The following is a 12,987-nucleotide window of genomic DNA, read 5'->3' on the forward strand; positions in this document are numbered from 1 at the left end:
GCTGTCAATAATGATATTTTTGACGGTTTTCTCACAGGCTTTTTAATTAATTCTGGTTTTTATGCATGACCTGTTTTTTATTTGCTGTTTGTTTTTTGCTTCACTTTATGAATTTACTGAGAGGCTGGAAAAATAGAAGAATAATTAATTTCATTAAAATATTCAATGCCTGGACTCAAAATAAAAAAAGAAGATCAGATAAGCTGGATCATAAGCATACCAATGATTTTACTGGCAGTTGCAACCTGGACAGTCCTGGACAGGAACTGGAACTCTTTAAATCATCTGCCGGTTTATGTTTATGCAGGAACGCTTATATTTTATCTGAAGGCAGAAAAATTCGCATACAGGGGTTCTGACCTTCCAGGGATACAGTCAGATAAATGGACCCGTTACCTGCTTTTATTCTTCTGGTGGCTGCTTTTGATCCTCCTGGTCCTTGAATACAGCCTTTTTCCCGGGTATTCACCTGCCGTTACAGCCTCTGGCACATTTCTGGCAGTATCCGGTACAATCCTCAGGGCATGGGGCATATGGACCCTGGGCAAATACTTTTCTGTGCATATTGAGGTTAAGGACAGGCACGAGCTTATAGAAAGCGGACCTTACAGGTTCATAAGGCATCCTGCTTACGCAGGGAACCTCCTGCAGGCCGTCGGTATTCCTCTTATCCTCAATGCTTATTATTCACTCAGCATTTCGGCAGTACTCGTTTTTCTCTTCCTGTACAGGCTGAAGCTGGAAGAAGAGACCTTGCTCCGGGAAGTGAACGGGTATAAAGATTATGTAAAGAGAACCTACAGGCTGATCCCAAAAATATGGTAATTCTAGATCAGATTCCTGAGGATTAAGTTCCTGAATCCTTTTCCTTATTTCCAGAAAGATAAGTTCAGGAATAAAATGAAAATTAATTGAGATACTGTATATGCTTCCTATTTTTTCTGTTCTATTTTCTACCGAAAATACTATATCTGTTAATAAATATTTGTTCACTTACATCAGATAATATTCGTGGGGCGGGTGAGTACAATAATATTTCATGAACTTCACTCTGTAATGTTCTTTGAAAATTTGAGAAACTTCAATTTAGAACTCTGTAAATATTTTTGTTTTGATTTCCAGAGGAGTAAAACGAAATGGATCTCTCTGTGCTGGCGCATGTCGATGTAATTCTGGGTTTTGCCATTCTTATCCTTACCATATTCTCCAAATTTGAAGTCCCTCCGGTGCTGGGATTTCTTGTCACCGGGGTGCTGATAGGCCCTCACGGGCTTGGGATTCTGGACAGCGGGCAAAACATGGAAATAAATGCCGAACTGGGCGTTATTTTCCTGCTATTTACGATCGGAGTCGACCTCTCTTTAAAAGACCTCTGGAATATGAAAAAGGCTGTACTGGTGGGAGGTGCTCTTCAGATCCTCTTTACAACAGGAATTGTGCTGGCTGTCTGTACAAATCTTGGTTTCAGTCATTCTGCATCCTTATTTACAGGTCTCCTGATCTCACTTAGCAGCACTGCAATAGTTCTCAAGGTCCTTCAGGACAGAAATGAGGTTTATACCCCTCATGGAAAAACCTCACTTGCAATTCTTATATTTCAGGACCTTGCTATCGTGCCCCTTATCCTGATCACTCCGATACTTGCAGGAAGTTCTGTGAGTTTTGAGGGGGCTCTTCCGAACATTTTCTTCAAGGGCTCCCTGATTATTCTAACTTTTATCCTGAGTGCCAAGTTTGTTGTCCCCGCGATATTTTACCATGTAGGTAAGACGGGCAGTAAACAGCTTTTCTTCGTCAGTGTCGTTTTCATCTGCCTTTCAGCAGCCGTCTTCACTTACAGTATAGGGCTTTCCCTGGCACTGGGAGCTTTTTTAGCCGGGATCGTCATCTCAGGGTCCCAGTACAGCCAGCAGGCAATAGGTAATATCATGCCTTTAAAAGATATGTTCATGAGCTTCTTTTTCGTGTCCGTAGGAATGCTTCTGGATCTCCACTACCTGCTTGACAACCTTTCTGTTATTATTCTTGCCACGATCAGCCTCATCATCATAAAACTGATCGCCGGAAGTCTTGTGACCTTCCTTCTTGGCTGCCCCCTCCGCACCACTATACTTACAGGACTTGCCCTTTCTCAGGTAGGAGAATTCTCCTTTGTCCTTTCCAGGCTGGGGTTGGAGTACTCCCTTCTTGCAGAAGAAACCTATCAGACATTTCTGGCAGTTTCAATCCTCACCATGGGAGTTACACCTTTCCTGATCAATGCCTCTTACAGGCCTGCTGATTTCATTGTCAAAAAGGTCTCAGATACGACTCATGGAATGAAGCTGATAAACGGCATTTATTCCGAGCCCCTTTATAAAGAAGAGATGACCGAGCCCCAGATTAAAGATCATCTTATTATAGTGGGGTTTGGTTTTTCCGGAAAGACTATCTCAAAGGCAGCAAAAGCCGCTGGCATCCCCTATCTTATAATTGAAATGAATCCCGAAATTGTGCAGCATGAGAAAGCAAAAGGGGAGAAAATCCAGTATGGGGATGCAACCTTCGGAGCTGTCCTGGAACATGCAGGAATTAAAAATGCGAGGGTCCTTGTAACAGGAATAGCTGATTCTTCCTCCACAGGGAAAATTGTAGAGAAAGCAAAAGAGCTGAATCCCAATATCTGTGTAATTGTAAAAGTGCATGACCTGCAGGAAATGAAAAGACTCAACTCCATGGGCGCAGATGAAATCATTCCTGAAGAATACGAAACCTCAGTGGAAATTTTTGTCCGCCTGCTTGAAAAATACCTTGTCCCCAGGGAAAATATTGAAAAAATGGTAAACGATTTGAGAGCTAACGGTTACAGAAGACTGAGAAAACTGGTTGTCGAGCCGGGAATTGACAGCGGTTTCAGTATAAAGGACGGGCTTCCTGGAATCGATATTCAGGTCCTCAAGGTAGGGGAGGGTTCGAGTTTCCAGGAAAAAACCCTTTCTGAACTGGATTTCAGAAGAAGGCATGGAGTGACGATAATATCTGTCCGCAGAGGCGCGGATATGTTCCATACCCCGGCAGGAGACTTCCTTCTTCACGCAAAAGATGCCTGCGTCCTCCTCGGAAAAACCGAAGACCTCTACAATGTCCGGAAGTTCTTTGAAAGCGTTCAGTAGTGAATGAAAACTTACCTTTTCATGGAACTTACCTTTTCATGGAACTTACCTTTTCATGGAATTTACTTTTTCATGGATATTGATATATCCTATCCATCCAGATTTTTCTCCATGCGCAGGATAATTCTCGCGTCTGCATCCCCCAGGCGGAAAGAACTGCTTAGACAGTTAATCGGAGATAATTTCCTTGTCTCCCCCAGTTCTTACGAAGAACCCCCCCAGCCGGATCTCGCCCCTGAAGAACTTCTGATCAGGCACTCCATAGGGAAAGCCAGAGATGTTGCAAAACACTTCAGTTCAGGAATTATTATCTCTGCTGATACATCGGTTCTCTATAACGGTGAGGTTCTGGGAAAGCCGAATTTTCCTGAAAAAGCCGAAGAAATGCTCAAAAAGCTGAATGGGAGAAAGTTCAGGGTAGTAACCGGGTTTACTGTTTTAGATCTTGACAGTGCTCAGGAAATTAGCGAATCCGAGTCAACTGATGTCTGGATGTCTGAAATGGATGACGAACAGATCCTGGCATATGTCAGGACAGGGGAGCCTCTTGACAAAGCAGGGGCTTTTGCAGCTCAGGGAAAAGGAGCGGTCCTTATAGAGAGGATAGAAGGGGACTTTTTTAATGCAGTTGGGCTCCCTCTTTTTCGGCTTGGAAAAATTCTGGAAAGGTTTGGAGTATCTGTGTTTGATGAAAGTTTTTCCTGAATTTCAGTTTTGCTCGGGGTTTCAGGCTCTTCAGCCGGAAAATTGTTTTTCTTGCAAAAGTAATAAAGCAGTTGGAAGCAATAAGAAATATAGCTGAATATAATAAAAAAATAGGGCTAATTAGATGATATACAGGTAATCTGGCTGATTTAAGGAGATTGGAAGCGTTGAAATGCGCTTTTTTTCATTTTAAGGATCTTCATTCTCAGAGGCGTTCCAAATGCTGCAAGTCTACAATACCCTGACACGAAATAAAGAGACATTCAAACCTTTAAAGGAAGGCGAGGTTTCGATTTATGCCTGCGGACCCACAGTCTACAATATGCCTCATATAGGAAATTACCGGACGTTTCTGCTGGCGGATACGGTGGTCAGGACACTTCAGTATCTGGGGTATAAAGTAAAGCTCGTAATGAACATAACTGACATAGACGACAAAACTATCAGGGACTCAAAGGCAGCGGGGATGTCTCTTAAGGATTTTACGGACAAATACTCTGCAGAATTCTTTAAGGGCCTTGATATGCTGAATATAAAACGGGCTTCAGCCTACCCAAGGGCTACGGAAAATGTTGACGGTATGATCGAGCTTGCACAGAAGCTGATCGAAAAAGGGCTGGCTTACGAAAAAGGTGGGTCTGTGTATTACAGAATTTCAGGTTTTCCTGATTATGGCAAGCTTTCAAGACTTGATTTTGACAGTATCAGGATTGGCGCATCTGTGGATGTGGATGAGTATGATAAGGACAACCCCAGGGACTTTGCTCTCCTGAAAGCCTCAGCTCCTGAAGAGATTGAAAGAAGCATCTATTATGAGAGCCCATGGGGTAAAATCCGCCCCGGGTGGCATATCGAATGCTCGGTTATGGCAATGAACAGTTTCGGACCTGCTCTGGACATTCATATCGGCGGCGTTGACCTTATCTTCCCTCACCATGAAAATGAGATCGCCCAGTCAGAGGGGGCAACAGGAATACCTTTTGTGCGTCACTGGATTCATGGAGAGCATCTTATAGTTGAAGGAGAGAAGATGAGCAAATCTAAAGGGAACGTTTTCACCCTGCCCGAAATTGTTGAGAAGTACGGTGGCGAGGTTGTACGTTTCATGTTCCTTTCGGTGCATTACCGAAAAAAACTGGACTATTCCGAAGCCTTTGCGGAAAACGCAAAAAACAATTATCTGAAACTTAAAGAAACCCTTGATAACCTCGAATTTGCCCTGAAGAACGCGGAAGACGAATCAAACCCCGGAGACCTGGAAACTCTTAAAGCCCTTCCTGAACTTGAGAATCAGTTCAGGGAAGCCCTTGAGGACGATTTTAATACCCCTAAAGCAATAACAGTTTTCAGGGAACTTTCTCGCACAGCCAATTTGTACCTTGAGACCGGAAGGAGCAGGCAGGTTCTGGAACGACTTTACTCTCTCTACAAACGGTTTTCAGACGTTCTTGGTATCTTTGCACAGGCTGGCAAAGAAGAAGTCCCGGAAGAAGTTGTCAGGCTTGTGAAGGAACGCGAAGCTGCCAGGAAAATGAAAGATTGGACAACTTCTGATGCAATAAGGGAGAAAATAAAATCACTGGGTTATATTGTGCAGGACACAAAAGAAGGACCAAAAGTAAAAAAAGCCGACGAAAGTTAAAAAATAAAAAACATCAATTATTTATCTAATTGTATACTATTTTATATATCTTATTCCCTCTTTCCGGGATGTATTTTCTTTTTTGTCATACTTCCCTGTATTACCTTGGGGGTGGTAATGCATGAATCTTAAAGGCATTATTGATAATAATAAGAACAATAATAAAGATGAAAATCAAAAATCCGATAAGGAACCTGCAAAAGTAAGACCGATTTTAGCCGAACTGGGGCATATTCCGGGAACTGGCACTATAAAGATGACGCTTGTATCTGCGAAAGCTGTAGAAGAGAAATCCATAAGTTCGATTAATAATACAATGATTCTTATTAAGGAGTTTTCGAGAATAGTTGGAGATACTATAGAGGAAATACCTTTTGAGCACGGACCTTCTCAGGTACAGCTGGGATTTAATATCCTCCTTACTACAGATGGGAAGGCAGTTATTACTAAGTCAGAAAAGGAGAAAAGTTTGAGAGTAACATTGACGTGGAAGCATGAAGAAAAAGATATAGAGAAAGATACCTATTGAAAGGTCAGCCGACCTTTCGCAGATGTCCTTTCAATTTTCATAATTTTTCCTGCTATCGGTTTTTCTGAAAACCGCTCTGTTTACTCAAACGTGTATTTTTGAAATTTTCCAAAGTTTTCGGCCTTTTGCCTTATTGAAAACTTCCAGCAATCATTTTCTTAATCTTCGGTTGAGATAATAACTGCAAATTTTGGGATAATTTCTCCAAAACGATAACAGGAAAAATGTTATTTTTTTGGAGACATCTGCGGAAAGTGAGGTCAGAGATTTAAGCTGGCTTTCTGCAATATGAATTCCTATTTTTCCTGTACACAGTCTATCTGCTCAAATGAGAGTTTTCAGGTCAGTTTAACCCGGCTTAAGGATTACGGTAAGTTTTAGTCCGGTCTCTATAAACATGTTTCTTCTTTTTATATTCTTTTCCGTATCCCATTCAGGCTCCCTGAGGAAGAAATAAGTACCAGTCGCGGCAAAATAATTCTTTATATGAAATCCAAACTTATCACTGTTATCCTTGTCCTGTCTCTATTTGCAAATGCTTATTTTCTTTTATTCGAGCAGACTCCGGTTGAGGGGGAGCAGGTCCAGGAAATGCAGGCACAGATAAATTCCCTTGAAAGGGAAAATGAAATACTCGAAACGCAAATCTCGCAGAATAACCAGTCTCTCAACTCTTATGCTTCCCAGCTGGATTTCTACCGTGAGAGGGTTTACGAACTCGAAAATAACCTTCAGGCCTGTCCCACGGGTATGGAAGGCTATGCCAGTCTTCAGGCACCTGCCGTTTTTCAGAGCATTGAACCGGGAAGATCAGGTCCTTTCAGCCGGCAGGTAGTTACTGAAGAGGGAGCCCTTCTCAATATCTCTGTTGAGATCAGGTCTGGAAAAGGGAGGGTACTTGTCCAGACAACGCCTCTTATGGGTGTGATTTTCCAGGACGCTGCAAACACTGCAGTCTTTGTTGCCCAGCAGGAAACAGGAGTTTCCCTTTCAGGCAGCGACGTTATCTTCAGCATTACTGCAGACCATGAAATCCCAGGTGTTGACGGGTCCAGTGCAGGCGCTCTCATGACCCTCCTTACAGTTGCCGCAATCAACGGAACTGAGCTTAATGACAGTGTAACCCTTACAGGTACCATAGATGCTGCAGGCAATGTCGGCGCCATAGGCGGTGTCTTTGAAAAAGCCGAAGCATCAGAAGCCGGAGGAAAAACTCTTTTCCTTCTGCCCAGGGAAAACAGTGAACTTGTCATTTACAAACTGGTGGAAAGAAGAGTTGGCGGCTTTACAATTGTTGAGAGGGTTCCGGAAATCGTGGATGCTGAAGACTACATTGAAGACCAGATGGATATTGATGTCCAGTATGTGGACACAATTGATGATGTGCTCAGGTATGCAATGTGAAGCAGAAATGCCTCATGCCAGGGGCGGATAAAAGCCTGATCTTTCAACCCCTGGAGCCTGCTTTTTATATTTCTTACGTATGACTATTTTTTCTGTAAAACATCCTTCTTATCAAAACACAGTACTGAAAATATTTGATTAAATCATCCCTCTCCAGCTCAGGATGACAGCACGGCTGGGAGTTTTCCCTGTGCTCCTGGTTGGAACCATGTTCCTTTTTTTGATGTTTAATTTCCTTATCCAGCCACTGCTATTTTTTATAACATCAATTTTATTTATATATTATGAGTCACATATCCTGTGCCTGAATCCCCTGTATCGTCCGGAACTTCTTATCGTAATTTTCTCAATATGCTATCACATCTTAAATGTCATCCCCCTGTGATTATTTATGCCGCCTGAAATCATCCCAATTATTGAAGAACCTGCACTCACAGCTACGAACACGGAAACTTCTCTGGTTATTGCCGATGTCCACCTGGGGATAGAATGGGACCTCTACAGGAGTGGAATCAATCTCCCCAGCCGGATGAAAGACCGGCTTGACCGGATTCTGAGTTATATACAGTCAGTTTCCCCTGACCGGGTAGTGCTGCTCGGGGACATAAAACACAATGTTCCCCAGGTTTCCTGGCAGGAAAAAGATGAGCTCCCGCGTTTTCTTGAAACGCTTGCAGAGCACGCACATGTGGACATTCTACCCGGAAACCATGATGGGGGAATTGAATTTCTTTTCAGCGGGCAAAAGGATATAAAAGTTCATTCTGCAAAAGGAGCTGTCCTTGACGGGATCGGGTATTTTCACGGGCATACCTGGCCTGTTCCAGAACTTCTGGCTGCTTCCCATGTTATTACCGCGCATAACCATCCCACGGTACGTTTTACCGATTCCTTAGGATATTCCACAGTTGAACCTGCATGGATAAGGACGAAATTCAGGGCTGAAGTCCTGAAAGAACGCTTTGGGAACCTTGATTTTGAAAATAAAAGTGTCTGGGCTGACCCTGAAGTCTTTATTATGCCTGCTTTCAACGAACTGTGCGGAGGCGTGCCATTTAACGAATCTGCAAAAGAAGACCTTCTCGGCCCGGTTTTTTCTTCAGGCGGAATAGAGCTTGAGAATGCTGAAGTATATCTGCTGGACGGGACGAGGCTCGGGCAGATCCGGAATATCCGCAAGCTTGAGTATACAAGGGTTAGAAGCAAGATCGGAAGCAAAAAGCGAAGGAACTCTGGTAAATCCGTATGAGCCGTGAATAAAAAGCCAGAGATCCCGGCTACAGGTATGTTAACAGTTTTTTTGTGGGCAGTTCTGTATAAATATATTCTGGCTCGAAAAAACATCTCTTTTTATTTCGGAATACGATTATTTTTCTTTAAAAACTCAGCCAATAAAATATTTGTTAACAGTATCCAAACGTCTTTATGAAATTAATGTTATATTACTAACTCACATTATTACTGGCATAAATTTTCAGGTTATTTTAAGGGACGTCGAATATGGGGAATTATTCTGGGGTTTCAGAAACAAATAATGTCTAATTTATACCCCCCGGTAATTCTGAAGTTGTCAGGCCTACTCGCAGACAATGGAAGGTTAAGGAAGTGCAGAAGGAAAATCGGGAAAAACCTGAACCTTTCACCGCCACGGAAAGTAATGCCAGGTGGACGCGTGAAGAGGCAGATCTGAAATTTGATAGCAACAGCATACCTGAAGGTTTCTTTATTGACCGGGACGTTGCGGAAGATAGGTCTGGAGAAAGGAAGATTCATAACCGTACTGAAAAGCGCACGAAACCTGAGATGAGGAATACTTTCTCTCCTGTTCCTGAGGTTGAGAACCTCGAGCTTGCTGATATTATTGATGCCAGGGCGATTAAATCCCTCATGGATGACTTTAATAAGCTTATTCACATAACCTTTGCCCTGGTCGATCTCAAAGGCAATATTCTTGTGAGTTCCGGATGGCAGGATATATGCACCAGGTTCCACAGGGTTCACCCAGAAACCTGCAAGCACTGTATAGAAAGCGATACAAAACTATCCGCTGGCGTTCTCCCCGGACAATTTAAGCTGTACAGATGCAGGAACAATATGTGGGACATAGCGACGCCTATTATGGTGGGCGGCCATCACATAGGCAATATCTTTTCAGGACAGTTCTTTTTTGAGGACGAGTATGTTGATTATGGTTTTTTCCGGTCTCAGGCAAGAAAATACGGCTTCAATGAAGAAGAATACATGGCAGCGCTGGAAAAAGTCCCGAGGCTGAGCAGGGAATCCGTGGAAGCAGAAATGACTTTCTTAACGAAGCTTGCCCATATGATCTCACAGTTAAGCTACAGCAATACCAGACTGGCTCACTCACTTGTGGAGAGGGACTCTTTTGTTAACGCATTGAGAGAGAGCGAAAGAAGGTATCGCAACATCATAGAGACAGCCAGTGAAGGCATACTGATAATTGATTCTGAAGTCAGGATCAGCTACGCTAATAAGAAAATGACGGATATGCTCGGATGTCCTCTGGAAGAGGTTACTGGCAGAAAGATGTGCGACTTTGTCAGTGAAGAGAGTAAGGATATTGTCAAACTGAACCAGAAAAGAAGGCGTCAGGGTATTAATGATAGCTATGAATTGAAACTGGTATGTAAGGACGGGTCATCCTTATGGGCGCTCGTAAATGCTAAATCCCTTTTTGATAAGGATGGGAAATTTATGGGCTCGATAAGCTTGCTAACCGACATCACCAAGCGAAAAGAGGCTGAAGAAGCCCTGGCGAATATCGAAGTTGCCCGCAAAAAGGAAATCCATCACAGAATTAAGAATAACCTGCAGGTAATCTCCTCCCTGCTCGATCTTCAGGCTGAAAAGTTCAATAACAGAGAGGATATTAAGGATCTGGAAGTCCTCTCCGCTTTCAGGGAAAGTCAGGACAGAGTTAAATCAATGGCACTCATCCATGAGGAACTGTACAGAGGTGGAGGGCTTGACACACTTAACTTTTCATCGTACATTGAAGAACTTGTCGAAAACCTTTTCCGGACATACAGGCTTGGAAATGACAATCTCAGATTAAACGTGACCCTTGAAGAAAACATCTTTTTTGATATGGATACCGCAGTCCCGTTAGGGATTATTGTTAACGAGCTTGTTTCCAATTCCCTCAAACATGCGTTTACTGGAAATGAAGGGGAAATTCGCATCCGGTTTTGCAGGGAAGAAAAGAACGATAAAACACAGGAATCCCTCTTCAGCCTGACAATTTCAGATAACGGAAAAGGGATCCCTGATAATATAGAACTGGAAAACCCCGGAACACTTGGGCTGAAGCTGATAGGTATCCTCGTCGATCAGCTGGATGGAAATCTGGAGCTTGGACGGGGACAGGGGACAGAATTCAGGATTTCTTTCAGGGTACTGGAGAAATCATAAACCCGTATGCCAGAAACAGTTGATTTTCAATGTGTCTACTCTTTTTTCGATATCTCTCAATATTCTCAATGTCTCTCAATATTCTCAATGTCTCTCAATATTTCTCAATGTTTATATAAGATGCATGGATCTATGGAAAAAAATAAATGTCAGGAATCAGGCTTATAAACGGTTATTATTCCTTATAATTCAGGCTTGCAGCTTTCAGCCGCAGGATTGGACTTTAAGTTCACAGGGTCCGGGCAGGTCCTTCAAGACAATGTAAGTTCTTTGAGATCAGGTAAGTTCTTTGAGATCAGGTAAGTTCTTTGAGATCAGGTAAGTTCTTTGAGATCAGGTAAGTTCTTTGAGATCAGGTAAGTTCTCTAAGACCAGACAGGTCTTTTAAGACCAGTTCCTGTTCCGGACTTCAGGCGATTTATTCGTTATCAATTCATTTATGGTTAGTCTGCTGCCGGGTTACTTCTCTGCTATTTATCAGCCTGATATCTATCTGGCAATTTGGCACTGTCCGGTTACGGTTGATTTATATTTCGTTAATTGATTTACTCGTACCACACGATGAAGGATGTACTGATTAAATGACTATGGAAATTAACAACACGGATCCATTTGAAAAAATACCCCTCCCTGATGATTCCGGTTTATCCGGTTCCGGGGCTTTTGATGACTCAAAACTTGCAAAATTAAATGGTGTTATAAGCCAGGGCCTCAACCCCTATCCCTATAAATTTGAAAAAGATGAAGACATCTGTGAGATCCTGGAAAAATTTGAGGACTTTGAAAAGAACGAAGGATTGACTGTAAGAACTGCTGGAAGGCTCTACAACATTCGCAAGCACGGAAAGATGATATTTGCCGATCTGGGTGACCAGGCAGGCAGGGTCCAGGTGCTCGTAAGGAAAGGAAACCTCCCGGACGAGGAATTCGAGATTTTTAAAAATCTTGTAGATTCCGGAGATATAATTGGTGTTCAGGGCGATCTTTTCAGGACAAAGAGAGGGGAAAACTCGATCAGCGTTTCGGAATTCTCCCTGCTCTCAAAATCCCTCTGCGCCCTTCCGGAAAAGTTCCACGGCTTAAAAGATGTTGAAACAAGGTACAGGAAGAGGTACCTCGACCTTATAGTCAATGCCGAAAAAAGGGAAATTTTTGTTATGAGGAGCAAGCTCATATCGGAAATTAGAAGGTTCCTTACTGACAGGGAATTCCTGGAGTTCGAGACCCCTATACTCCAGACCGTTTACGGGGGAGCAAATGCAAGACCTTTCACAACTTTCCACAACTGTCTCGGGCAGAACCTTTTTCTGAGAATTGCCCCCGAACTTTACCTCAAGAGGCTTGTTGTCGGCGGGTATGAGAAGGTTTTTGAGATCTGCAAAAATTTCAGGAACGAAGACATAGACACAACTCACAACCCTGAGTTCACGATGATCGAGGTCTATGAAGCTTACAGGGACTATAATGACATGATGGACTTAACCGAATCCCTGGTCTCGGAACTTGTTTTCAAGCTTACAGGCAGTTATGAAGTGCAGATGGGAGAGAAAACTATCAACCTCCGTTCTCCCTGGAAGAGGATTTCCATGGAGGATGCTTTAAAGGAATATGCCGGACTTGACATCTTTGCCCACTCTATTGAAGATCTGAAGAAAATCGCCATCGAAAACAGGATAGAGGACTACGAGAAAGCAAAGAGCCATGGAGAGTTCCTTGCCCTGCTCTTTGAGGGCCTTGTAGAGGACAAGCTGATAGACCCGACTTTCATATACGACTTCCCCGTAGAAAACTCCCCGCTTGCCAAAAACCACAGGGAGAAAGCAGGTTTTGTCGAGCGTTTTGAGCTTTTTCTTAACGGCTGGGAGCTGGCAAACGGCTACTCCGAATTAAACGACCCTCTTGAACAGGAAAAAAGGTTTGAGGAACAGGACAAAAAAAGAAAACTGGGAGACCTTGAAGCCCAGACCGTCGATTATGACTTCATAAACGCTCTCGGATATGGCCTGCCCCCTACCGGAGGCATGGGGCTTGGAATTGACCGCCTTACTATGATCCTTTCAGGCCTCGAATCCATCAAAGAAGTAATCCTCTTCCCGCAGATGAAAAGGGAAGACTGATCTGCT

General features: G+C 43.1%; 9 protein-coding genes. All 9 read left to right on the forward strand.

Going from position 1 to position 12,987, the window contains the following annotated elements:
- Positions 1–165: 165 nt before the first annotated feature.
- The 9 genes from M886_RS17450 (at position 166) to lysS (ending at position 12,981) form a co-directional block, all read left to right on the forward strand.
- Complete coding sequence (locus tag M886_RS17450; RefSeq protein ID WP_053228872.1) at positions 166–825, forward strand: methyltransferase family protein; 660 nt, start codon at positions 166–168, stop codon at positions 823–825.
- A 311-nt stretch (positions 826–1,136) separates the two neighbouring features.
- Entirely contained in the window at positions 1,137–3,152 is a 2,016-nt protein-coding gene (locus M886_RS06945; protein ID WP_048050924.1) for a cation:proton antiporter domain-containing protein, read from the forward strand.
- 111 nt (positions 3,153–3,263) lie between these two features.
- Positions 3,264–3,857 (forward strand): Maf family nucleotide pyrophosphatase, encoded by a 594-nt coding sequence (locus tag M886_RS06950; RefSeq protein WP_048051665.1) that lies wholly within the window; start codon positions 3,264–3,266, stop codon positions 3,855–3,857.
- A 220-nt stretch (positions 3,858–4,077) separates the two neighbouring features.
- Positions 4,078–5,499: a cysteine--tRNA ligase gene (cysS, locus tag M886_RS06955; protein WP_048050925.1), complete on the forward strand. Its 1,422-nt coding sequence runs from the start codon at positions 4,078–4,080 to the stop codon at positions 5,497–5,499.
- 121 nt (positions 5,500–5,620) lie between these two features.
- Positions 5,621–6,028: a CU044_2847 family protein gene (locus M886_RS06960; protein WP_048050926.1), complete on the forward strand. Its 408-nt coding sequence runs from the start codon at positions 5,621–5,623 to the stop codon at positions 6,026–6,028.
- Between the two features lie 486 nt (positions 6,029–6,514).
- Positions 6,515–7,432, forward strand: coding sequence for a S16 family serine protease (locus tag M886_RS06965; protein WP_048050927.1), 918 nt, complete (start codon positions 6,515–6,517; stop codon positions 7,430–7,432).
- 391 nt (positions 7,433–7,823) lie between these two features.
- Positions 7,824–8,681 carry a metallophosphoesterase gene (locus M886_RS06970; RefSeq protein WP_048050928.1) on the forward strand — a complete coding sequence of 286 codons (858 nt, stop codon included), beginning with the start codon at positions 7,824–7,826 and terminating at the stop codon, positions 8,679–8,681.
- A 356-nt stretch (positions 8,682–9,037) separates the two neighbouring features.
- On the forward strand, positions 9,038–10,864 hold the full coding sequence (locus M886_RS06975; protein WP_048050929.1) for a PocR ligand-binding domain-containing protein: 1,827 nt from the start codon (positions 9,038–9,040) through the stop codon (positions 10,862–10,864).
- Between the two features lie 581 nt (positions 10,865–11,445).
- Entirely contained in the window at positions 11,446–12,981 is a 1,536-nt protein-coding gene (gene lysS / locus M886_RS06980; protein ID WP_015412186.1) for a lysine--tRNA ligase, read from the forward strand.
- The last annotated feature ends 6 nt before the right edge of the window (positions 12,982–12,987 follow it).

It is taken from the genome of Methanosarcina soligelidi, from assembly GCF_000744315.1.
Lineage (GTDB): Archaea > Halobacteriota > Methanosarcinia > Methanosarcinales > Methanosarcinaceae > Methanosarcina > Methanosarcina mazei.

Bases quoted from the DNA above. Each gene is read 5' to 3' on its own strand.
- M886_RS06960 (WP_048050926.1), top strand. From the start codon at position 5,621: ATGAATCTTAAAGGCATTATTGATAATAATAAGAACAATAATAAAGAT.
- cysS (WP_048050925.1), top strand. From the start codon at position 4,078: ATGCTGCAAGTCTACAATACCCTGACACGAAATAAAGAGACATTCAAA.
- M886_RS06950 (WP_048051665.1), top strand. From the start codon at position 3,264: ATGCGCAGGATAATTCTCGCGTCTGCATCCCCCAGGCGGAAAGAACTG.
- M886_RS06965 (WP_048050927.1), top strand. From the start codon at position 6,515: ATGAAATCCAAACTTATCACTGTTATCCTTGTCCTGTCTCTATTTGCA.
- M886_RS06970 (WP_048050928.1), top strand. From the start codon at position 7,824: ATGCCGCCTGAAATCATCCCAATTATTGAAGAACCTGCACTCACAGCT.
- M886_RS17450 (WP_053228872.1), top strand. From the start codon at position 166: ATGCCTGGACTCAAAATAAAAAAAGAAGATCAGATAAGCTGGATCATA.
- lysS (WP_015412186.1), top strand. From the start codon at position 11,446: ATGACTATGGAAATTAACAACACGGATCCATTTGAAAAAATACCCCTC.
- M886_RS06945 (WP_048050924.1), top strand. From the start codon at position 1,137: ATGGATCTCTCTGTGCTGGCGCATGTCGATGTAATTCTGGGTTTTGCC.